Raw genomic sequence first — 22,989 nt, 5'->3', positions numbered from 1 at the left:
CGTCATGCTTGGTCAATGGCTCATAGTTTGCTATGATGAAAAGGAATTAAGTGATACGAAGGGACGTCTATACATGATGGAAGTAAGAGAAATCGACCTAATATCAAATACAGGTTTTATGAGAGATTACATAAGCGGGCATGAACGGATGGAATCTTTTTTTGATTTTACATATAACGATGTAGAAAAATTCTCGAAAAGGGCGGATGATTTACTTTCGCGCACTTTTAAACGGAAAGAATTAGCGGATTACTTACTGGATGTTCATACATCACTTGAAGGTAAAGAGCAAACGCTGATTCAGATTGAGAAATTAAGACAACCTAATTCGGTTGTAGTCGTTGGAGGACAACAAGCTGGACTGTTAACTGGCCCGCTTTATACCGTATATAAAGCAATCTCAATAGTATTATTGGCAAAACAACAAGAGGAGAAGTTAAAAATTCCCGTTGTGCCGGTTTTCTGGATCGCAGGAGAAGACCATGATGTAGATGAAATTCGTTTTGTCTATAAAGAAAAAGCTGGAAATTGGAAGAAACATTTATATAATGATCATTTTGAAGTGGCGTCCGCTTCCATGCTTCATCTTAATAAGAAGGAGTTGCAAAGGTGGACGGATGAGTTGTTTGCAACACTTCCTGAAACGGTCCATACGAAATCCATTTTGGGGCAACTACGAGCATTCATGGATCAATCAACAACTTTTGTTGATTTCTTTAAGGAGATAATGAACTGGTTGTTTGGGAGTGAGGGTCTATTGCTGTTGGATGCACACGATCCTGTCATTCGAAATCTCGAAACAGATTATTTTGAAGCATTAATACAAGATGTAGAGCAGGTTCAGATTAGACAGCAACATGGGGCAGCAGCCTTTGCAAAAGCTGGATATGGCGATCCGATTGTCACAGATGAAACGAATGCACACCTTTTTTTAGAAATAAATGGAGAACGAAAAAGATTAGATTATGAGGAGAACGGCTTTTTTGTGAAAGATACAGATATTTCTTTTACGAAGAGTGAATTGCTTACATTGTTACATAAGGAGCCGGAAAGGTTCAGCAATAATGTGGTAACGAGACCTTTAATGCAAGAGTGGCTTTTACCTGTATTAGCATTTGTGGCTGGTCCAGGCGAGTTGCGTTATTGGGCGACATTAAAACAAGTGTTTTCTCATTTTCACTTGAACGTTCCACCTGTTATACCTAGAATTCAAATGACGTTTATCCCACCTGACGTACAAAAGTGGCTAGCCGAAACAAAATATGATCTGAAGCCATTTCTACTTGGGAAAATGACGGAGTTACGAGAATCTTGGTTAGAAGATGCAACTGTCTATCCAATTGATGAAGTGATAGAGCAAGTAAAAGCGGCTTTTTCTAATCACCATCAGCCATTGCAGGAACTAGCAAGCAAAATGGATCCCACTTTGGCAAAAATGAGTGAAAAAAACTTTGCCATTATGGAGAATCAAATTGAATTTATGAACAAAAAGATGAAACTTTTTGTTCGACAAAGCCATGAGCATACACTTGCGAAATTTACAGAAGCAGGTAAGTGGGCAGCGCCATTAAATTTACCACAAGAACGAGTATTTCATCCGATCTTGTTGATGAATGTCATAGGAGAAGATGGATTTAGGCGATTGTTGTCAACAGATATGTCGGTAACCCCCACTCATAAAATTGTATATTTGTAAATTCATGTTACGTTTTTCCGTCGAAATGTGGATAAAAGGATCCTGCCCTTGCGGTAGGATTTTTTTTGTGTGGATAAATCAAAAATTTAGTGTGGTGCAAAGTGGAGGAATGTGGTAACTTAAGGGTAGTAAGTGGGGGGAGTTGGGTTTGCGATGTTTATGGGAGAATATCGCCATAACGTAGATGAAAAAGGTCGTATGATTGTTCCGGCAAAGTTCCGGGATAGTTTGGGCTCTTCTTTTGTCGTGACCCGAGGTTTAGATCGCTGTTTGTTTGTTTATCCACAGGAAGAGTGGAGCAAGCTTGAAAATAAATTAAAAACCTTACCCTTTACGAAAAAAGATGCACGAGCGTTTACTCGATTTTTCTTTTCTGGAGCGACTGAATGTGAACTAGATAAGCAGGGAAGAGTAAATATAGCTTCACCGCTTAGGGAGTATGCACAACTTGATAAAGAATGTGTGGTTATTGGGGTTTCCAATCGAGTTGAGATTTGGAGTAAAACGATCTGGGAGGAATACTTCGCTGAATCAGAAGATTCTTTCAGTGAAATTGCCGAGAATATTGTAGATTTTGATTTTTAGTCGTTTGTTTTGGAGGTAGTGAGATGTTTCATCATGTGACAGTATTAAAACAAGAGTCAGTCGATGGCCTAAATATCAAACCAAATGGTGTCTATGTTGACTGTACATTAGGTGGTGCCGGGCATTCGTCGTTAATAGCATCACAGCTTAGTGAGGAAGGTCACCTTTATGCATTTGATCAAGACGATAAAGCTCTGTCTCATGCAAGGGAACAATTAAGTCCTTTTGAAGGGAAAGTAACCCTCATAAGAAGCAACTTTCGCCATATAAAGGAAGAGCTAGCCAAATTTGGTGTTGAACAAGTGGATGGAATATTGTTTGACCTTGGTGTATCCAGTCCTCAACTTGATGAAGCAGAGAGAGGATTTAGTTACCACCAAGATGCCCCTCTTGATATGAGAATGGACCAGACGGCAGAGCTTACGGCTTTTCATGTTGTGAATGATTGGCCATTTGAACAACTTGTTAAGATTATTTCAAGATATGGAGAAGAGAAATTCGCTAAACAAATTGCTCGCAAGATTGAATCACATAGAGAAGTAAAAAGAATTAAAACGACTGGAGAACTCGTTGAGATTATTAAAGAAGCCATACCAGCACCAGCTAGAAGAACAGGGGGCCACCCGGCTAAAAGAACATTTCAAGCGATTCGAATTGCTGTAAACGATGAATTGGGAGCATTTGAAGAAGCGTTGGAAGATGCGATCTCACTATTAAACGTAGGTGGACGAATTTCTGTTATTACCTTTCATTCTTTGGAAGATCGGCTTTGTAAAGAAATCTTTAAAGAAAAAAGCAAGGGACCAGACTTACCACCAGGTTTGCCTGTAATACCGGAGGGATATGAGCCGATTTTAAAACTAATCACTCGAAAACCAATTGTAGCTTCAAGCGAGGAATTAGAGGAAAATAACCGGTCAAGATCTGCGAAACTGCGAGTAGCGGAAAAGCAACATTAAGGGGGAATGAAGTTGAGTATGGTAGCGCGTAACATTCAAGAGCAACAACAATCACAGGTTCAAACAAAAACGAGAATTCGTCACGTTCGTAATCCTATCACGTTAGGGGAAAAAGCCATTATTGGAATGGTAGCGGTTTTGACATTTGTTGTTCTTGGATTCATGGTCAATAATTTTGCAACATTATATTCAATGAATCAAGAAGTTTATCAGTTAGAACAAACGATTAGTAATCAACAACAAGTTAATGAAGGGCTGTCCCTACAGGTTGTTGAATTAAGTGCTCCAGATCGAATTTTACATATTGCATCAGAACAACTGGGGATGTCTTTGGATGATAATAAGGTGAAAGTTGTGCAAAACTAAACTAGTTTAGCTAATAGGGTAGAGAAAAATTATCTTTTTTCTCTACCCTTCAGCTATAGGCTAGTTTTTTTTCTGAAATTGGCATATTTTAGGACATGTAATTGCCATCCACCTTATGTATAGTAGAAAATGAGGTGAAAAGATTGGAAATAAAAAGATCAGTCACAAATAAGAGAGCTGTGTTGCTACTTAGTGTTGTTTTGCTTTTCTTTGTTATATTGCTTGGTAGAATTATTTATATTCAAACAACACAAGAAATAGACGGGCAAAATTTACGAGCACTAGGTGAAGAAAGATGGACAACTACGGAAGTGTTAAAAGGGGTCCGTGGAACAATTTATGATCGAACAGGTAGTCCGGTTGCACAAGAAGTGAATTCCTATACTGTTTATGCGGTATTAGACCAAAACTATCAAAGATATGTCGTTAATAATGAAGAGACGGCCACTCTTCTTGCGCCTCATATTAATATGGAAGCACAAGATTTGGAAAGGGCGTTTGCGAATGGGCAAGCAGAGGGGAAATTTCAAATTGAGTTAGGTTCAGGTGCGAGACATTTAACTTTTGAACAAGTAACAGCGATTCGAGAATTGGATTTAGACGGTATTTATTTTAGGGAAGAATCAAGACGATATTATCCGAAACAAACATATGCTTCTCACATAATTGGATTTACAGAGCGAAACACGGGAGAAGCAAGGATGGGGCTTGAACGAAGTCTGGATGAGTTAATGAGTGCAGATGATGGTACAATTCGCTATCAACGTGATCGTAAAGGTTTTCCATTGCTAAACCCTAACCAAAACATAACAGCGGCTGAAAATGGACATGCTGTATATTTAACGTTAGACTCCAATATCCAGACGGCGCTTGAACAAGTCATGACTCAAGTGGAAGAAGATTACAACCCTGAAAAAATAATTGCAATTGTAGCTGATCCGAAAACAGGTGAAATTCTTGGGATGAGCAATCGTCCTAGTTTTAATCCGAATCATTATGAGCAAATCACGAATTACTTGAATTTCGCTGTGTCTGATCGTTATGAGCCAGGATCAACCATGAAAATGTTTACGGTAGCAGCTGCAATTGAAGAGGGCGTCTACAACGGAGAAGAATTCTATCAATCTGGGACAATTGAAGTTGCGGATCGTAGAATTGGGGATCATAATGAAGCTCGCGGATGGGGATCAATCTCGTATAATGAAGGTTTTTATCGTTCTTCTAACGTTGCGATGGCCAAATTGGTCCTTGAAAAGTTAGGTTCTGATAAGCTTTATGAATACTTGAGTAAATTTGGTTTTGACGAAAAAACGGGTATTGATCTACCGAATGAAGCAGATAGTCTATTAGCAAGAAATGGACGAGTAGATGCAGCCACTACTGCTTTTGGGCAAGGAAGTGCTGTAACGCCAATTCAACAAATTCAAGCTGCTACGGCAATTGCAAATGGTGGAAAAATGATGAAACCATATATTATTGATTCAATTGTAGATCCAAACAATAATACAATTGTACAAAAAAATGAGCCAGAAGTAGTGGGTGAACCAATATCTAAAGAGACGGCAGATCAAGTAAAGGATTTATTAGAAGGGGTTGTTACAAATTCAGCAGGAACCGGTCACCCTTATTATTTAGAAGGGTTTGATGTAATAGGTAAGACTGGTACAGCTCAAATTAACAATCCAAATGCAAGAGGGTATATTCAGGGACATGGAGAAAATATTTTTTCATTTTTAGGCATGGCACCTAAAGAAGATCCCCGCGTAATTGTTTATGTTGCTGTAGAAAGACCAAAATTAAGCCTAGAGGAGTCTGGGTCTATGCCGACATCCATGATTTTCAACACAATCATGAAACATAGTTTACAATATTTAAATATCACACCAACTCTTGACGAGATTGTTGAAGAAACCGAAACGGGTTTTAAAACAGAGGATTATGTAGGTCAAACCGTTTCTAGTATACAGGAGAGTTTACAAGAGAATGGGGTCGAATTAACTGTTTTAGGAAATGGATCAAAAATAGAAGCGCAACAACCTTTAGCTGGAAAAGGACTATTGCACGGAGAACGGTTATTTATCCGAACAGATGGAGATCATTTTCAGATGCCTGATTTAACAGGCTGGTCCAATCGGGATGTACGTCGTTTTGCCCAAGCAATGGAGTTAAATCCAACTTTCTTCGGAAATGGATATGTCGAGAAACAAAGTATAGAACCGGGGACAGTAATCGAACCAGGTGATTATATTGTAGTAGAGCTAGCTCCAAATTCGGGGGAGAGAGAGTACAGTCGAGAAGACGATGAGTTGAATTTAGATCAAATAGGTGAATAAGACTTTTAGACCTGTAGCTACTGTTCTAACCAATCGCGTACAAGCATATGTTTAAACAAGCCCCGTCTAAACTGGCGGCACATGATATGAATGTATGCGGGAGGTATTACGGTGCGAGTTTCTAACGTAACAGTGCGAAAACGACTCATTCTTGTACTTTTTTTTGGACTGGCTGTGTTCTTAATTATTGCTCTAAGACTTGGGTATGTCCAATTTGTATTAGGTGATTGGTTAACAGATCGAGCAGAAGATTCATGGAGTAGGGACGTTCCTTTTGAAGCAAAAAGAGGTGAGATCAGGGACAGGAATGATGTAGTTCTTGCAACCAATGTAAGTGCGCCATCGATTCTCGTTGTGCCAAGACAAGTGAAAGATCCTGTTGATACAGCTGAAAAACTTGCATCAGTACTCGATATGGATCATAAAAAAGCATATGAATATGTGACGAAACAAGAGTCAATTGTTCGGATTAACCCAGAGGGGAGAAAGGTGACGAAAGAGAAAGCCAGTGAGGTTCGTTCGTTACGTTTAGAGGGAGTCTATATTGCCGAAGATAGTTTGAGACATTACCCGTTTGGTAGTTACTTGTCACATGTTTTAGGATTTGCAGGGATCGATAATCAGGGACTTACGGGTTTGGAACTTTATTATGATGATAATTTAAAGGGTGACAGTGGATACGTGTCCTTTTTTTCAACAGCAAAAGGAAATAGAATGCCTAATTTAGCGGATGAATATACCGCCCCTGTTAATGGCTTAGATTTACGATTAACCATTGATAGTCAAGTGCAAACCATTATGGAACGAGAGCTTGATATCGCTGAAGCTACGTACAATCCTGACGGCGCTATAGCTATTGCTATGAATCCAAATACAGGAGAAGTATTAGGGATGAGTAGTAGGCCTCACTATAACCCGGAAAATTTCCAGGATGTTCCTGCTGAAATTTATAATCAAAACAAACCTGTTTGGATGCAGTATGAACCAGGATCAACGTTTAAGATTATTACATTGGCAGCTGCTCTAGAAGAAGGCGAAGTCGACTTAGAGAAAGATACATTTAACGATCCAGGGTACATTGAGGTCGCTGGTCGAAACTTACGATGCTGGAAAAAAGGTGGTCATGGACATCAAACATTCTTAGAAGTCGTTCAAAATTCTTGTAACCCTGGTTTTGTTGTGTTAGGAGAACGCTTAGGTACAGATCGACTATTTGATTACATTGAAGATTTTGGATTTGGAGAAAAAACAGGTATTGATCTGCAAGGAGAAGGAACAGGAATTCTTTTTAATAGAGATCGTGTTGGTCCTCTAGAACAAGCCACTACGGCTTTTGGTCAAGGGGTTGCTGTTACTCCAATTCAGCAAGTAGCTGCTGTGTCCGCAGCCGTGAATGGAGGATATTTGTATCAGCCATTTTTAGCAAAAGAGTGGGTTGATCCAATGACAAATGAGGTTGTTGATCAACGAACTCCAAATCTTAAAAGACGAATTATTTCAGATGAAACATCAAAGGAAGTGCGTTACGCACTTGAACACGTTGTTGCTCTTGGTTCAGGTAAGGGCGCTTATATTGATGGGTACCGAGTTGGTGGGAAAACAGGAACAGCGCAAAAGGCAAAGGATGGTCGCTATTTAGAAAACAACCATATTGTTTCTTTTATTGGATTTGCACCTGCAGATGATCCACAAATCGTCGTCTATGTTGCGATTGATAATCCCAAAGATACTCTTCAATTTGGTGGGATCGTAGCAGCGCCTATCGTTGGAAATATCATCGGTGATAGTTTGCAAGCGATGGGAGTAGAGAAACGTGATGGAGGAATTGAGAAAGAAATGACCTGGACTGATACTCCGCTCGTTGAAGTTCCAGATTTAGTTGGTCGAACTAGAAGAGAATTAAATGAGTCATACTATGAACTAAAAGTTAATGCTGATGGAGAAGGGAATTATGTGCTTGCACAATCACCGGAACCTGGAGTGAAAGTTGAAGAAGGATCAACAATCCGCATTTATATGGGTGACAAATAAGGACAAAACGTCTAAAATAGTTAAAGCGATTGGTAATTTGTGAAATGGATTGAGAGGTTGTAATAATATGAAACTACAGGAACTCCTTGTGCCACTAAGGTTTCAATATAAAGAGTGTCAAGCTAACCCAACTGTCACATCTTTAGAAATGGATTCTAGAAATGTAAAAGAAGGTACTGTCTTTATTTGTATTAAAGGATATACAGTAGATGGTCATGATTACGCACAACAGGCAGAAAGAAAAGGGGCGGTAGCGGTTATCGCTGAACGCCCTCTTTCTGTGTCTATTCCGGTCATTATCGTTCCGGACACAAAGCGAGCAATGGCTAAGCTTGCTTGTCATTTTTATGGGTATCCGACCGAAAAGCTCCATTTAATTGGGGTTACAGGGACAAATGGAAAAACAACGGTTACTCATTTAATTGAAAAGATCATGCAGGATGATCACAAAAAAACAGGTTTGATTGGGACGATGTACACAAAAGTGGGCTCAACTCAATATGAGACAAAGAACACAACCCCTGAATCCCTTCCGCTTCAGCAATTATTTAATGAAATGGTTGTTGAGCAAGTGGATGTGGCATTAATGGAAGTTTCTTCTCATGCCCTTCATTTAGGAAGAGTTCGTGGATGTGATTTCAATGTAGCGGTGTTTACAAATTTGTCTCCAGATCATTTAGATTATCATGGGACAATGGAGTCCTATTTGTATGCTAAAGGCTTATTATTCTCACAACTTGGTAACACGTTCTCTAATAAGGTAGCTGTGTTAAATGCAGATGACCCCGCTTCTACTGAATTGGCTCGTTTAACAACGGTTGATGTTGTGAAGTATGGCGTGAGAGAAGAGGCTGATATTGTCGCTAATAATATAAAAATTAGCCCCTCTGGTACAACGTTTGACTTAACAGCTTTTGGAGAAAGTGAATCCGTTTCTTTGAAATTAATTGGAATGTTCAGTGTTTATAACGCATTAGCTGCTATTGCAGCTGCTTATGTCTCTGGTGTGTCATTAGCCTCTATTAAAGCCAGCCTAGAGCAGGTAGAGGGTGTAGCCGGCCGCTTCGAAACGGTTGATGAAGGTCAAGATTTTACTGTCATTGTCGACTATGCCCACACGTCAGATAGCTTAGAAAATGTACTGAAAACTGTTAAAGAATTTGCCACGAAACGAATCTTTGCGATTGTTGGCTGTGGAGGAGATAGGGACCGAACAAAGCGTCCTGTTATGGCAAGAATTGCTTGTGAGGAGGCCGATCGAGCCATCTTTACATCAGATAACCCTCGCTCAGAAGATCCAAAACAAATTATTCATGATATGACAGAAGGTGTTAGTGATGGGCGTTATGAGGTAGTCATGGACCGAGCAGAGGCAATTAAACAGGCGATTAACGAAGCTGAAAAAGATGACATCATTGTCATTGCTGGCAAGGGACATGAAACGTATCAAATTTTAGGCAATCAAACGATCCACTTTGATGATAGAGAAGTGGCGCGGCAAGCGATACTAGAAAAAAAGTTATCATAATAGAAAGCTAACAGGATTAAATTCTTGAATAGAAAAGACACATATCGCTTGCTATTAAGTGATATCAATAATAAAGAAAATGATAAAGGTCTAAAAAAAAAGAGTTAACAATACTAAAAAATGACAAATGAATATGGTTATTCGTTATAAAGAAAGGAGGAATGATCAGTGATGTTAGAGCGCGTCTTACTTCTTACCTTACTGGCTTCATTTCTAATTGCTGTCCTCCTATCACCCCTTTTTATCCCTTTTTTAAGAAGGTTAAAATTCGGGCAAAGTATTCGGGAGGAAGGCCCAAAATCACATCAAAAGAAAAGTGGTACTCCGACAATGGGAGGTATTGTCATTGTCCTGACAGTCCTAGTGACCACTGTATTTATCTCAACTCGTTTTCTGTCTTTTAGTCAAGAAATCTTATTATTACTTCTTGTAACAGTAGGGTTTGGATTGGTTGGTTTTCTAGATGATTTTATTAAGGTTGTATTAAAGCGCAACCTTGGGTTAACGTCAAAACAAAAATTAGCCGGTCAATTACTTATTGCGATCCTTTTTTATATTGGTCTTATTCAAATGGATTTTTCTACAGAGATTCATGTCCCGGCTACAAATTTATCCATTGACTTAGGCTGGCTTTATTTACCTTTAGTCATTGTCATGCTTGTCGGTGCTTCTAATGCTGTGAATTTAACAGATGGTTTAGATGGATTATTGGCTGGAACGGGAGCTATTGCTTTTGGTGCATTTGCTGTCCTTGCTTGGTATGCTGGTTTTATTGATGTATCTATATTTAGTGCAGCAATTGTTGGATCTGTGTTAGGATTTCTTGTTTATAATGCTCATCCAGCTAAAGTATTCATGGGAGATACTGGATCCCTAGCTTTAGGTGGAGCCATCGCGGCCATTGCAATCATGACTAAGATGGAAATATTACTTGTTTTAATTGGTGGGGTTTTTGTCATAGAGACACTCTCGGTTATTATTCAAGTGATCTCTTTTAAGACAAGAGGGAAACGAGTGTTTAAAATGAGTCCATTGCATCATCACTATGAACTATCAGGTTGGTCGGAATGGAGAGTTGTCGTTACTTTTTGGTTTGTTGGTATGGTTTTCGCAGTGCTCGGAATCTACTTAGAGGTGTGGTTGTAAATGAAGTCAAACGATCTGTTTAAAGAAAAGAATATTTTGATCTTAGGGCTGGCTAAGAGCGGTGAAGCGGCAGCTAAATTACTTCATAAGCTTGGGGCTAATGTTGTTGTAAATGACGCAAAGCCGTATGAAGAGAATGAGCAAGCAAAACAATTGGAATCTATCGGGATTGAAGTTGTTTGTGGAGGTCATCCACTCACACTTTTGGATAAAGGAATCGAGTTGGTGGTGAAAAATCCGGGAATTCCGTACAGAAATCCGATTGTTCGTGAAGCTTTACATAGGGGGATCTCTGTAGTAACGGAAGTAGAGATTGCCTCATTAATTAGTGAGGCAGAAATCGTGGCTATTACAGGGTCAAATGGTAAGACAACGACAACGACGTTAATTTACGAAATGCTAAAAAATGGTGAGCGTGAACCGTTAATTGCCGGTAATATTGGTACTGTTGCATGTGAAGTGGCTGAGAAAGCTACAGATCAAGAAGTAATGGTCTTAGAAGTCTCTTCTTTCCAATTATTAGGGACGGAGCAATTTAAGCCAAAAGTAAGTGTATTTTTAAACCTTTTTGATGCACATCTTGATTATCATGGCACCAAAGAAGAGTATGGATTAGCGAAAGCTAAAATTACGGCTAACCAAACCGAGAGTGACTATCTTATTTATAATGTAGATGATCCTATTGTAAGGAAAATTGCGAACGATAGTGATGCAACTCTAATCCCGTTTTCGGTAAAGCAACCATTAGCAAAAGGATTGAGTATCCAAAATGAAGCTATTTATTATAACGGACAGCCACTCGTCCAACTTCATTCTATTGTATTACCTGGGGCTCATAATCTAGAAAATATATTAGCGGCTATTGGGGCTTCGTTAACGATGGGGGCTAAGCGGTCGCAAATTGAACATGTTTTGCAAACGTTTAGTGGAGTCGAACACCGTTTGCAATTTGTGTCTGAGTATGAAGGTAGACGTTTCTATAATGACTCGAAAGCAACGAACATCTTAGCTTCACAAAAAGCATTAGAAGCTTTTGAGCAACCGATTGTTTTATTAGCTGGTGGTCTCGATCGAGGTAACGAATTTGATGAGTTATCTTCCTCCTTTAAGAATGTGAAAGCATTAGTTACATTTGGAGAGACAAAGGAAAAGTTGGCAAAAACAGCAAAAGAAGCAAAAGTAGAAAGGATTGTTTTTGTAAACACAATGGAAGAAGCGGTTCAAGCTGCCTATGATCAATCAGAGTCTGGAGATGTCATTTTGCTTTCCCCTGCATGTGCAAGTTGGGATCAGTATAAAACATTTGAAGAACGAGGGCTGCGTTTTGTAAAAGCAGTAGAAACTCTACAAGCCGCATCTAAGTCGTAAGCAAAAGGTCAACTCATTAGTGAGTCGGCCTTTTTTTCGATTAGAGAAAATCGTTGGACATGTTTTGTAGTTCGCGAGCATACGTTTAAGTTGAGGGGTTGTACAGCGCAACTGAAAAACTTAATTCGTGTTAGATGAGGTGTGGAGGAATGCCAAAAACGAGAACAGCACCAGATTACGTTCTAATGTTCACTACGCTAGTACTATTAGTAATTGGTCTAATCATGGTTTATAGTGCAAGTGCTGCATGGGCAAGCTACCGATTCGATGATTCATTTTTCTTTGCTAAACGACAATTGTTTTTTGCTAGTGTAGGTGTACTAGCTATGTTGTTTGTTATTCGGGTCGATTATTGGACATGGCGTACTTGGTCTAAAGTAATCATTATTGTTTGTTTTATTTTGCTCGTAATCGTCCTTATTCCAGGAGTAGGCCTTGTTCGTGGTGGGGCAAGAAGTTGGTTGGGTATTGGTGCCTTTTCTATTCAACCTTCTGAATTTATGAAAATGGCTATGATTGCTTTTTTAGCAAAATACTTATCAGAAAATCAAAAGAAGATCGTTTCTTTTAAGCATGGACTTATGCCTTCTCTGTCTCTTGTCATGGTTGCATTTGGTATGATTATGTTACAACCCGATCTTGGGACAGGGGCTGTTATGGTCGGCACTTGTGTCATTATGATATTTGTTGCGGGTGCTCGCCTTAGTCATTTTGCATGGTTAGGAGTAGCTGGACTTGTTGGATTTGTAGCCTTAATTGCTTCTGCTCCTTATCGAATTAAGCGAATTACTTCGTTTCTTGATCCTTGGTCAGATCCTTTAGGGAGTGGGTTTCAAATTATTCAATCACTCTATGCAATTGGTCCAGGTGGATTAATGGGGATGGGGTTAGGAGAAAGCAGGCAAAAGTATTTTTATTTACCGGAACCGCAAACAGATTTTATCTTTGCCATATTATCTGAAGAACTAGGGTTTATTGGTGGATTTATTGTTCTTTTCTTATTTGGTATTTTGCTATGGAGAGGAATAAGAATCGCATTAGGGGCACCAGATTTATTTGGGAGCTTTTTAGCTGTTGGGATCATCTCCATGGTAGCGATTCAGGTTATGATTAATGTCGGTGTTGTTACAGGCTTAATGCCAGTTACGGGAATTACACTTCCTTTGCTTAGTTACGGAGGATCTTCCCTTACGTTAATGCTTGTTTCTATTGGAGTGTTGTTAAATATAAGTCGCTATGTGAAATGACAAAATGGATAGCAAAAAAGAAGTGCCCTTGTTAAAGATAATTATGGTTATTTTTAACGGGGGTGCTTTCGTTTGTTAATAAGATTTATTTTGAAATAAACTTCTATTATATTCATGAATTTAATGGGAAAGTATGAAAGATATCGGAACATAAAAAAACTAGCAGGTTTCGTGTATAATACAAGTTCTGTTCATGATAAAATGGTACTAATCATGTTTTTTGGGAGGAAGCTAATGAGAGTAGTGGTTAGTGGTGGAGGAACAGGTGGACATATCTATCCTGCCTTATCTTTAATTAAAGAAATAAAAAGAAACCATCAAGATGCAGAGATTCTATACATTGGTACGGAACAAGGGTTAGAAGCGGATATAGTCCCTAGAGAGGGCATACCATTTAAGACCATACATATTTCCGGTTTTAAAAGAAAACTTTCTTTTGATAATGTTAAAACGGTAACACGTTTCTTAGTGGGCACAAGACGTGCAAAAAGTATGATTAAAAAGTTTCAGCCTGATGTTGTTATAGGGACTGGAGGCTATGTGTGTGGTCCGGTTGTTTTTGCTGCGGCGAAACTTAAAGTTCCTACTGTCATTCACGAACAAAATAGTGTACCAGGATTAACGAATAAATTCTTAAGTAAATACGTCGATCGAGTTGCCATTTGTTTTGAAGAAGCGAAACAATTTTTTCCGAAAGAGAAGGTTGTATTTACCGGTAATCCAAGAGCTTCAGATGTGCTGAATATTGATTCAGAGGCAGGTAGAAACTCATTAAGCCTCAATCCAAACAAAAAAACAGTTTTAATAGTTGGTGGAAGTAGAGGGGCAAGGCCAATTAATGACGCATTTTTATCTGTTATTCATGAATGGTCGAAAAAGGATTATCAAGTTGTTTACGTGACAGGTTCTGTACATTATGACGCGGTTATGGAAAAAGTGAAGCAAACTAGCCATTCTGATCGAGTTATTATTAAACCTTTTATTCATAATATGCCAGATGTCTTAGGTGCAATTGATTTAATTGTTGCTCGCGCTGGTGCGACAACATTAGCTGAGATTACTGCTCTTGGTTTACCAAGTATATTGATCCCGAGTCCATATGTAACGAATAATCATCAAGAAAAAAATGCGAATTCCCTAAAAACAAATGGAGCCGCAATCGTTTTAAAAGAGCAAGAAATGAGTGGGGAACGATTAATGCAAGAGATTGATCGAGTCCTTACGGAAGAGGGGAAATGGCAGAAAATGCACGTGGCTGCTAAGGAATTAGGAGTTCCATCTGCCGCGAATCAAGTTTATCAGTTATTAAGAGATACAGCACGCTAAATGGGTGTTTGCATAAGCTAAAAAGAGGAAAGAGCTTAACTTCTTTAGCAAGAAAAGAGGGAACGAATATGGAACAGTTTTTGGAAGTGATTCAGAAAGAGAGTATAGGAGTTGTAAAAGAAAAAGAACTTCTTTCCAATCATACGACGTGGAAAATAGGTGGTCCGGCTGATGTGTTAATTGAACCGGATAGTTTGGATAGTTTAAAACGGATAATGGAGTTGATTTCACAATATGATATTCCGTGGAGAGTGATTGGAAGAGGATCCAATTTGTTGGTGGCAGATGGTGGGATCGAAGGAGTGGTTATTAAATTAGGCAAAGGAATGGATCAGTTAGAAATAGAAGAGGATACGATCAGAGTAGGGGGGGGATATCCACTTATCAAGCTCGCCACTGTTATTAGCCGAGAAGGGCTATCAGGTCTTGAATTTGCTGGAGGGATTCCAGGTTCTGTTGGTGGGGCGGTATTCATGAATGCTGGAGCACATGGCTCAGATATTTCTAAAATACTTAAAGAAGCTCTTGTACTATTCCCGGATGGTCGCCTGGAATGGATTAAGGGGGAAGAGATGGGATTCTCTTATCGTACATCCCGCCTTCAACAAGAACATGGCATTTGTGTTGAAGCCGTTTTTCAATTAGAAAAAGGGGAAAAAGCAGAAATTGTAAAGCATATGCAAGCAAATAAAGATTATCGTCGCGACTCTCAACCATGGAAACATCCTACATGTGGTAGTGTCTTTCGAAACCCGTTGCCCAATTATGCTGGTCAACTAATAGAGGAAGCTGGTTTAAAAGGGTTTCAAATAGGTGGGGCGCAAATTTCAACGATGCATGCTAATTTCATTGTAAATATAGATAAGGCAAAAGCTGAGGATGTTATGAATTTAATTTCTCATGTAAAAGAGACAATTAAAACTAAACATAATATTGAGATTGAGACGGAAGTCGAAATGATTGGACGTCCAAAAGAAAACGAGTAAATAGCTTATTTTCATTAGTAAATATGTTACAATTAAACAAATTAGAGGATGCTAATTAATCACTCCTCCCTTATTCAAAATGAATGGGGGAGGAGCCATTTCGAATCTAATAAATATGTTGGTTGCAACGAAGAATCGTAGTTGAGAACATTCTATTTGCTTTTTAGTAAACGTGATGGATGAAGTAGGTGGAGGAAAGAGTATGAGCAAGGAAAAGGTTGTTACCATTAATGAACGAATCCCATCGCTAAAAGAGCAGCGAAAACAGCGTGCTAATCGACGTTTGCTGTTTTTTTTATCCTTCTTTTTCTTACTCCTATTGTTGATGGTTTATTTTCAGTCTCCTCTCAGTCATGTTAGAAATGTAGCCGTTGTTGGGAATTATTTTGTTTCTGATGAGGAACTGATTAAATTAAGTAAAGTTGATAATGGGACAAGCATGTGGAACCTTGAACAAGAAGTGGTCGTCGATCGCATTCTAAGTCATGTTGAAATTCGGTCAGCTCATATAGAGAGAGTATTACCGAGCACGATAAAGATTTCTGTAGAAGAGTACGCTAGAATTGGATACCTTTATCGAGAAGATAAGTATTACCCTATTCTAGAAACGGGTCACTACTTAGAAGAATTACCGCGTCATGAATTTCCATCGGATGCACCACTATTAATTGGTTTTTCTCAAGGTGAACTGTTAGCGGAGTTATCGGCAGAACTTCAAGAACTGCCGAGTCAATTAATAGAAAGAATTTCAGAGATATTCTACGAACCGACGGAGAGCGATTCGTTATCGATTGTATTATTTATGACAGATGGGATTGAAGTGCATACGTCTATTCGGAATTTCTCGGAGTATCTAGCTCCATATCCATCTATTGTTAGAGAGTTGGATCAGGAAAAACAAGGGATTCTTCATTTACGAATGAGCCCTTACTTTGAAGAGTTTAACACGGAGGAGGAAACAGAAAGTGAAGGTGAAGGGTAAACACATTATTCTATCCTTCGTCTTACTAGTTACTGGATTTATTCTAGCACTTAGTTATGAACTAACGAGCGAGAGAAGTTCTGTGCTTTTACCAGGGTATGAGCGACAGTGGGAACTCGAAGATGAACTTAGAAATCAAGTGATCATGGAGCAAACGACAAATCGAAAATTGCAAGAAGATCTACGATTATATCAGGCTCAAATTAGAGATCTTGAAACGAATCTTGCTTCAATGGACGAAGAACAAGAAGTGAAGGCAAAAAATTTACTAGAAGATATAGAACGATTACGCAAGTTAGTTGGTCAGGTCCCCGTTCAAGGACAGGGAATTGAAGTGTCACTTGAAGACTCTGATTATTTACCTGATGGTGCTAACCCAAATGATTACATTGTTCATGAGTTTCATATACAGCGTGTTGTTCATGAGCTTTTTGTTGCAGGAGCAGAGGCCATTGCGATTAATGGATTTAGGCTTTCACATCAATCCTATATTCAATGTATTGGGCCTGTTATTCGGGTTGATGGACATACTTCAGCAGCTCCATTTGTTATTACTGCAATTGGTGATTCCGATCATTTAGAATCTGCCTTAACGTTACCCGGAGGCGTTCAACATCAGTTACTAAATGATGAAATAACGGTTAGAATTCAGAAAAAAAGCACCCTTACACTAGATCCTTATCTATCAGAAAGTGGGTGAGGAATTGAAACATAATATATGGATATTTACGGTCGTAACTTTTATTATCGGGCTAATGTTAGCGATCCAATTCCAAACAACACAAGAACCAGTTATTCGAGATACGCGGGATATTCGGGAACTTAGAAGAGAGTTGTTATCTGAACAAGAGAAAAGACAACAGCTAAATAGCGAGATAGATAAAGCACAAGCTCTTTTGGTACAATATGAAAGATCGTTAGAAAGTAGAGATGAAGATGTAACTCTTGTTCTTTCCAATCAGATTGACCAATTACGTAGCGCCGCGGGATTAGAGGAAAAACAAGGAGAAGGTATTATCATTACCATTGACTCCCTTTATAATGACCAATTTATTGGACAAGCGAGGCGCTCACCTCCTTCAGAAGTGCTTAGATATTTAGTGAATGAATTAAATATTTATGGAGCAGAAGAAATAGCAGTTGGAACAGAGCGAATTATTACAACTTCTGCTTTCCGAGATGTTAATGAAATAACATATCTCAATAACCGTCGATTACCACCTCTTCCATTACAGATTAACGTTCTCTCAGATAAATCTGAAAGCCTGCATAATCATATGGTTGTGTCTGCCTCGGTCGAGTATTTAGAGATTAGAGGATTTTCTTTAACAATCGAAAAATCCGAAGAAGTGACAGTTCCAGCATATGATCAGACGAGAAGAGTTCGTTTTATGGAAGAAGTAAAGGAGGGGTAATCAATGTGGTTGCCAATAATTGGGCTAATAATTGGAGTGTTTTTAGGGTTAATGACGGACTTTCGAGTACCTGCAGAGTATTCAAGTTATTTGTCCATTGCCTTGTTAGCTGCATTAGATACATTATTTGGTGGAATCAGAGCCTATTTACAAGATACGTTTGATTCAAATGTATTTTTATCAGGTTTTTTCTTTAATATTCTATTAGCTGCAGGTTTAGCTTTTCTAGGGGTCCATCTTGGTGTAGACTTATACCTAGCTGCTATTTTTGCTTTTGGTGTTCGTCTCTTTAATAACATTGCTGTCATACGTCGAATGTTACTTTCAAAATGGCAAGCAAATCACCAAAAATAACAAAATTTGAACCAAACATATGAAAATACGTGAAAAAACACAAAAAATTTAGGAAATCGACGTTTAATTAAAAGGATAATAGTATTGAGTGTTGAATTAGTCTATAATCTATGATTATGTTAATATCGCAAATACATTCAAAAAATATCTTTAATTTAAATTGACGCGATGGATTACACGAGGAGGTGCCATAGATTGAACAGCAACGAGATTTACGTAAGTTTAGACATCGGTACATCCAATGTCCGAGTGATCATTGGGGAAATGTCAAATGGAACGATGAATATTATTGGAGTTGGGAAAGCAAACTCTGAAGGAATAAAAAAAGGATCAATAGTTGATATTGATGAAACAGTTCAGTCTATACGCCGAGCAGTAGAACAAGCAGAGCGTATGGTTGGACTATCAATAAAGCAAGTAGTTGTTGGTGTGAATGGCAATCATATTCAACTACAACCTTGTCATGGGGTAGTAGCTGTTTCGAGTCCTGATAGAGAAATCGGTGATGAAGATATTACTCGTGTCATTGATGCATCTCAAGTCCTTTCTATTCCACCAGAACGTGAAATAATTGATGTAATTCCGAAACAATTTATTGTGGATGGTTTAGATGAAATTAATGATCCACGTGGTATGATTGGTGTTAGACTTGAGATGGAAGGCATGATTATAACAGGTTCAAAAACGGTTTTACATAATCTACTGCGGTGCGTTGAGCGTGCTGGATTAGAAGTTGCAGAGATCTGTTTACAACCTTTAGCAACAAGTTCTGTGGCAATTTCCAAAGATGAGAAAAGCTTAGGAGTTTGCTTGATTGATATTGGTGGTGGTTCTATCACTATTTCAACATTCGAACAAGGAACGCTTCAAAATACAAGTGTTCTTCCAATAGGGGGAGACCATATTACAAATGATATTGCCATTGGTCTTCGGATATCTTCGGAAGAAGCGGAACGTATTAAAACGAAACATGGACATGCCTATATTGACGATGCATCAAAAGAAGAACGCTTTGATGTAACGACAATTGGACGTTCAGAGGCAGAGGAGTACTCTCAGTTTGAATTGGCTCACATTATTGAACCTCGAGTAGAAGAAATGTTTGAACTGATTTACAGAGAGGTAACACGCTTAGGTTATCGTGATTTTCCAAGTGGTTATGTATTAACAGGTGGAACGGTTATGATTCCTGGTGTGTTAGAATTAGCTAGTGAATTGTTACAAGGTAATGTTCGTGTTGCTGTTCCTGATTACTTAGGTGTTCGCGAACCGCAGTATACAACAGGTGTTGGTCTTATTCAGTTTGCCTATAAAAACGCCAAAGTTCAAGGGAAAGAAGTCGCTGCGTCTGTATCTGAACAGGACTCTTATCAGGAACCAAAACGCGAGCGAAAGGAAACAACATCAGAACCAAAAAAAGAAAAAACAAAGTCAAAAGGAAAAGTGAAGAACTGGTTTAAAGTTTTTTTTGAATAGACAATGAACGGGATTTAGTCTGATTAGGGGGACCTTACATGTTAGAGTTTGAAATGGATATGGATCAATTGGCACAAATTAAAGTTATTGGAGTTGGCGGTGGAGGTAGCAATGCCGTTAACCGAATGATTGAGAATGGATTACAAGGAGTCGAATTTATCGCAGTTAATACAGATGCTCAAGCATTGCACCTGTCAAAAGCTGAAGCGAAGTTGCAACTAGGTGGAAAATTAACTCGAGGACTTGGAGCAGGGGCGAATCCAGATATTGGTAAAAAAGCAGCGGAAGAAAGCAGAGAGCAACTTGAAGAAGTCCTACAAGGTGCAGATATGGTCTTTATTACTGCTGGAATGGGCGGAGGAACAGGTACCGGTGCTGCACCTGTCATTGCTGAAGTGGCAAAAGAATTAGGTGCTCTAACTGTTGGTGTAGTTACTCGTCCCTTCACATTTGAAGGTCGTAAACGTTCAACACATGCAGCTGCTGGAATTCAAGCATTAAAGGAAAAAGTAGATACGTTAATCGTTATTCCAAACGATCGATTACTAGAGATTGTAGATAAAAATACACCAATGCTTGAAGCATTTAGAGAAGCTGATAATGTTTTACGTCAAGGTGTGCAAGGTATCTCAGATCTAATTGCTGTACCTGGTTTAATTAACCTAGATTTTGCTGATGTGAAAACAATTATGAGTGAAAAAGGTTCTGCTTTAATGGGAATTGGTATTGCAACTGGTGAGAATCGAGCAAGTGAGGCTGCAAAAAAAGCTATTTCGAGTCCGTTGCTTGAAACTTCTGTAGATGGGGCGCAAGGTGTACTCATGAATATTACAGGAGGTTCTAACCTTTCTCTGTATGAAGTACATGAAGCTGCAGAAATTGTATCTGCTGCTTCCGATCAAGAAGTGAATATGATTTTCGGTTCCGTTATTAATGAAAACTTGAAAGATGAAATAGTGGTAACAGTTATTGCAACAGGATTTGATGATGTTGAAAACAATGGTCAGCCTCGTCAAATGCAACCGAAAGTATCTAAGACATCTGCTAATCAAGCTCCAGTTCAAGAAGAACAGAAAGAGTCTAGATTCACTCAAACAAGTCAAGCTTCCACTGAGCCAACAGATACGTTAGATATCCCAACATTCTTACGTAATCGTAGAAATCGTAATAGATAAATACAGCTATTTCGCCTTCCTATTCTTTGTAAGTAACAAAGAAAAAGGAAGGCGTTTTTTTTTACGGTATTTCCACAATCCCCTCTTTTTTATTTCCTGAAAAAGAAGATGACAATATTACTAAAAATCTCCTAAAATAACCCCCTCATGCTTGTCATGAAGCGACAGACTTCTTAATAGAATGTGTAATATACTAGTTTCAAATCAATGGATGTGAGGATGAATATGACCTTATATATTGATGTGATTTGGTTACTGAATCTTTGTATTGACTACTTATTAATTGCGCTAACGGCGTTAGTATTAAAGAGGCGTTTCCATCACATTCGAATGATCCTAGGAGCACTTTTTGCATCATTAATTGTATTTTTGATGTTCAGTCCCGTTGCATCATTATTTAATGAGCCTTGGATGAAATTTCTTTATTCTGGTGTCATTGTATGGATTGTTTTTGGTTACAAAAGGCTGAAATATTTTCTTCAAGGCTTACTTATGTTTTACTTTGTCGCTTTTATGACGGGGGGAGGTTTATTTGCTCTTCATTATTTTTGGCACACAGAAATTGAAGTTTTAAATGGAATGGCGCAAGTGAATTCTGGCTATTTTGGAAGTGGCATTAGTTGGGTGTTTGTTCTTATTGGTTTTCCATTAATCTGGTATTTTTCCAAGCACCGTTTTGACACGATTGAAATGAAAAGGGTTCAATACGATCAAATTGTTGATGTAGATATTTCAGTTGCTGGTTACACGTTTAGGGCAAAAGGGTTGATTGACAGTGGGAATCAATTATCTGATCCATTAACAAAAAAGCCGGTAATGATTATTGAAGCAAAATTACTTTACCCTTTTTTTGGAGAACAGGCAGTTACTAACATATTAGATTTTCATGAACATGTTAATGAAGAGGGCGTGGAGAAGAAATTATTAGAACGAGCATCCATTATCCCTTATCAAGTAATCGGCCAATCACAACCTTTTCTTACGGGACTGAGACCAGATAAAGTAATCATTTATCAGCAGGGAGAACGGTTTGAAACAAAAAATGTTCTATTAGGTTTACAAGATAAGGATTTATCTCCAGATGGAATTTTTCAATGTATAGTTCATCCAAAGTTAGTTCTCGGTGTTTCCACTGATAAGCTAGCATAATCCAGTAATTAGGAGGCACAACATGTTAAAACTAAAGCTAACCTTATTGTGGTACAAATTAATGTATCGACTTGGAATGAAAGCTGATGAGATTTATTACATAGGAGGAAGTGAGGCATTACCACCACCACTTTCTAAAGAAGAAGAAGCTGTTCTGCTAAAAAAGTTACCATCCGGTGACAAGGCAGTAAAATCAATGCTAATTGAACGAAACTTACGACTAGTTGTTTATATTGCACGAAAGTTTGAAAATACTGGTATTAACATTGAGGATTTAATTAGTATTGGTACGATTGGGTTAATTAAAGCAGTGAATACATTTAATCCTGAAAAGAAAATTAAATTGGCAACCTATGCATCAAGATGTATTGAGAATGAAATTTTAATGTATTTACGCAGAAACAATAAAACACGCTCTGAAGTATCTTTTGATGAACCATTGAATATTGATTGGGATGGCAATGAGTTGTTGCTCTCAGATGTCCTTGGAACGGAGGAAGATATCATCACAAGAGGAATTGAAGAGAAAGTAGACAGAAGACTTTTAGTTAAGGCACTTCATACGTTGAATGACCGAGAAAAACAAATAATGGAGCTTCGATTCGGACTAGCAGGCGACGAAGAAAAAACACAAAAAGACGTAGCTGACATGCTAGGTATTTCACAATCATATATTTCGCGCTTAGAAAAAAGAATTATCAAAAGACTCCAAAAAGAATTTAATAAGATGGTATAGAGTGAAACCCAATAGGGCGCCCTTCCCTATTGGGTTTCACTCTAAGCGGGGAGCGGAGCGGCTCTCAATGTTTTTCAGGATGTTTTGATAAAACGTCTAATTTTTTGCAGTTTTATATACAATTTAATTCA

20 protein-coding genes are annotated in these 22,989 nt (G+C 38.4%); all 20 read left to right on the top strand.

The genetic code is table 11. The features are described 5' to 3' along the window. Window positions 1-4 precede the first annotated feature (4 nt). The 20 genes from bshC to sigE all read left to right on the top strand — a co-directional run bounded on the left by bshC (window position 5) and on the right by sigE (window position 22,858). Window positions 5-1,696, top strand: a complete 1,692-nt coding sequence (bshC, locus tag N0O92_RS02725; protein WP_315613068.1) for a bacillithiol biosynthesis cysteine-adding enzyme BshC — start codon at window positions 5-7, stop codon at window positions 1,694-1,696. 153 nt (window positions 1,697-1,849) lie between these two features. Further along, window positions 1,850-2,281, top strand: a complete 432-nt coding sequence (gene mraZ / locus N0O92_RS02720) for a division/cell wall cluster transcriptional repressor MraZ (protein ID WP_315613067.1) — start codon at window positions 1,850-1,852, stop codon at window positions 2,279-2,281. Window positions 2,282-2,304: 23 nt separating this feature from the next. Next, a complete protein-coding gene (gene rsmH / locus N0O92_RS02715) occupies window positions 2,305-3,240 on the top strand; it encodes a 16S rRNA (cytosine(1402)-N(4))-methyltransferase RsmH (protein WP_315613066.1) in 936 nt (311 codons plus the stop codon). Between the two features lie 18 nt (window positions 3,241-3,258). Then, window positions 3,259-3,606: a cell division protein FtsL gene (gene ftsL / locus N0O92_RS02710; protein ID WP_315613245.1), complete on the top strand. Its 348-nt coding sequence runs from the start codon at window positions 3,259-3,261 to the stop codon at window positions 3,604-3,606. 143 nt (window positions 3,607-3,749) lie between these two features. After that, window positions 3,750-5,939 carry a penicillin-binding protein gene (locus tag N0O92_RS02705; RefSeq protein WP_483860623.1) on the top strand — a complete coding sequence of 730 codons (2,190 nt, stop codon included), beginning with the start codon at window positions 3,750-3,752 and terminating at the stop codon, window positions 5,937-5,939. 111 nt (window positions 5,940-6,050) lie between these two features. Continuing rightward, on the top strand, window positions 6,051-7,970 hold the full coding sequence (locus N0O92_RS02700; protein ID WP_315613064.1) for a stage V sporulation protein D: 1,920 nt from the start codon (window positions 6,051-6,053) through the stop codon (window positions 7,968-7,970). A gap of 67 nt (window positions 7,971-8,037) precedes the next feature. Continuing rightward, on the top strand, window positions 8,038-9,498 hold the full coding sequence (locus N0O92_RS02695) for a UDP-N-acetylmuramoyl-L-alanyl-D-glutamate--2,6-diaminopimelate ligase (RefSeq protein ID WP_315613063.1): 1,461 nt from the start codon (window positions 8,038-8,040) through the stop codon (window positions 9,496-9,498). Window positions 9,499-9,669: 171 nt separating this feature from the next. Continuing rightward, on the top strand, window positions 9,670-10,644 hold the full coding sequence (gene mraY / locus N0O92_RS02690) for a phospho-N-acetylmuramoyl-pentapeptide-transferase (protein WP_315613244.1): 975 nt from the start codon (window positions 9,670-9,672) through the stop codon (window positions 10,642-10,644). Then, window positions 10,645-12,012, top strand: a complete 1,368-nt coding sequence (gene murD / locus N0O92_RS02685) for a UDP-N-acetylmuramoyl-L-alanine--D-glutamate ligase (RefSeq protein ID WP_315613062.1) — start codon at window positions 10,645-10,647, stop codon at window positions 12,010-12,012. A 149-nt stretch (window positions 12,013-12,161) separates the two neighbouring features. After that, window positions 12,162-13,259, top strand: a complete 1,098-nt coding sequence (gene spoVE, locus N0O92_RS02680; protein WP_315613061.1) for a stage V sporulation protein E — start codon at window positions 12,162-12,164, stop codon at window positions 13,257-13,259. Window positions 13,260-13,493: 234 nt separating this feature from the next. Continuing rightward, window positions 13,494-14,585 (top strand): undecaprenyldiphospho-muramoylpentapeptide beta-N-acetylglucosaminyltransferase, encoded by a 1,092-nt coding sequence (murG, locus tag N0O92_RS02675; protein WP_315613060.1) that lies wholly within the window; start codon window positions 13,494-13,496, stop codon window positions 14,583-14,585. A 68-nt stretch (window positions 14,586-14,653) separates the two neighbouring features. Continuing rightward, window positions 14,654-15,571: a UDP-N-acetylmuramate dehydrogenase gene (gene murB, locus N0O92_RS02670; protein ID WP_315613059.1), complete on the top strand. Its 918-nt coding sequence runs from the start codon at window positions 14,654-14,656 to the stop codon at window positions 15,569-15,571. 202 nt (window positions 15,572-15,773) lie between these two features. Then, window positions 15,774-16,553 carry a cell division protein FtsQ/DivIB gene (locus tag N0O92_RS02665; protein ID WP_315613058.1) on the top strand — a complete coding sequence of 260 codons (780 nt, stop codon included), beginning with the start codon at window positions 15,774-15,776 and terminating at the stop codon, window positions 16,551-16,553. Then, complete coding sequence (locus N0O92_RS02660; RefSeq protein ID WP_315613057.1) at window positions 16,537-17,253, top strand: DUF881 domain-containing protein; 717 nt, start codon at window positions 16,537-16,539, stop codon at window positions 17,251-17,253. The genes N0O92_RS02665 and N0O92_RS02660 overlap by 17 nt, the downstream gene beginning before the upstream one ends. Window positions 17,254-17,257: 4 nt before the next feature. Beyond that, complete coding sequence (locus N0O92_RS02655) at window positions 17,258-17,968, top strand: DUF881 domain-containing protein (RefSeq protein WP_315613056.1); 711 nt, start codon at window positions 17,258-17,260, stop codon at window positions 17,966-17,968. A gap of 3 nt (window positions 17,969-17,971) precedes the next feature. Continuing rightward, complete coding sequence (locus N0O92_RS02650; RefSeq protein WP_315613055.1) at window positions 17,972-18,322, top strand: small basic family protein; 351 nt, start codon at window positions 17,972-17,974, stop codon at window positions 18,320-18,322. Window positions 18,323-18,517: 195 nt separating this feature from the next. Then, window positions 18,518-19,798: a cell division protein FtsA gene (gene ftsA, locus N0O92_RS02645; RefSeq protein ID WP_315613054.1), complete on the top strand. Its 1,281-nt coding sequence runs from the start codon at window positions 18,518-18,520 to the stop codon at window positions 19,796-19,798. 38 nt (window positions 19,799-19,836) lie between these two features. Further along, window positions 19,837-20,973, top strand: a complete 1,137-nt coding sequence (gene ftsZ / locus N0O92_RS02640) for a cell division protein FtsZ (protein ID WP_315613053.1) — start codon at window positions 19,837-19,839, stop codon at window positions 20,971-20,973. Window positions 20,974-21,198: 225 nt separating this feature from the next. Continuing rightward, complete coding sequence (gene spoIIGA / locus N0O92_RS02635; RefSeq protein ID WP_315613052.1) at window positions 21,199-22,122, top strand: sigma-E processing peptidase SpoIIGA; 924 nt, start codon at window positions 21,199-21,201, stop codon at window positions 22,120-22,122. A gap of 22 nt (window positions 22,123-22,144) precedes the next feature. Then, entirely contained in the window at window positions 22,145-22,858 is a 714-nt protein-coding gene (sigE, locus tag N0O92_RS02630) for an RNA polymerase sporulation sigma factor SigE (protein ID WP_034740756.1), read from the top strand. The last annotated feature ends 131 nt before the right edge of the window (window positions 22,859-22,989 follow it).

Origin of the sequence: Alkalihalobacillus sp. MEB130 (assembly GCF_032335535.1) — a bacterium.
GTDB lineage: Bacteria > Bacillota > Bacilli > Bacillales > Bacillaceae_D > Halalkalibacter.
This window is presented reverse-complemented; position numbering and strand designations above follow the sequence as displayed.

Bases quoted from the DNA above. Each gene is read 5' to 3' on its own strand.
- spoIIGA (WP_315613052.1), top strand. From the start codon at position 21,199: ATGACCTTATATATTGATGTGATTTGGTTACTGAATCTTTGTATTGAC.
- spoVE (WP_315613061.1), top strand. From the start codon at position 12,162: ATGCCAAAAACGAGAACAGCACCAGATTACGTTCTAATGTTCACTACG.
- ftsZ (WP_315613053.1), top strand. From the start codon at position 19,837: ATGTTAGAGTTTGAAATGGATATGGATCAATTGGCACAAATTAAAGTT.
- murB (WP_315613059.1), top strand. From the start codon at position 14,654: ATGGAACAGTTTTTGGAAGTGATTCAGAAAGAGAGTATAGGAGTTGTA.
- ftsL (WP_315613245.1), top strand. From the start codon at position 3,259: ATGGTAGCGCGTAACATTCAAGAGCAACAACAATCACAGGTTCAAACA.
- murD (WP_315613062.1), top strand. From the start codon at position 10,645: ATGAAGTCAAACGATCTGTTTAAAGAAAAGAATATTTTGATCTTAGGG.
- N0O92_RS02695 (WP_315613063.1), top strand. From the start codon at position 8,038: ATGAAACTACAGGAACTCCTTGTGCCACTAAGGTTTCAATATAAAGAG.
- bshC (WP_315613068.1), top strand. From the start codon at position 5: ATGCTTGGTCAATGGCTCATAGTTTGCTATGATGAAAAGGAATTAAGT.
- mraY (WP_315613244.1), top strand. From the start codon at position 9,670: ATGTTAGAGCGCGTCTTACTTCTTACCTTACTGGCTTCATTTCTAATT.
- N0O92_RS02650 (WP_315613055.1), top strand. From the start codon at position 17,972: ATGTGGTTGCCAATAATTGGGCTAATAATTGGAGTGTTTTTAGGGTTA.
- mraZ (WP_315613067.1), top strand. From the start codon at position 1,850: ATGTTTATGGGAGAATATCGCCATAACGTAGATGAAAAAGGTCGTATG.
- murG (WP_315613060.1), top strand. From the start codon at position 13,494: ATGAGAGTAGTGGTTAGTGGTGGAGGAACAGGTGGACATATCTATCCT.
- N0O92_RS02665 (WP_315613058.1), top strand. From the start codon at position 15,774: ATGAGCAAGGAAAAGGTTGTTACCATTAATGAACGAATCCCATCGCTA.
- rsmH (WP_315613066.1), top strand. From the start codon at position 2,305: ATGTTTCATCATGTGACAGTATTAAAACAAGAGTCAGTCGATGGCCTA.
- sigE (WP_034740756.1), top strand. From the start codon at position 22,145: ATGTTAAAACTAAAGCTAACCTTATTGTGGTACAAATTAATGTATCGA.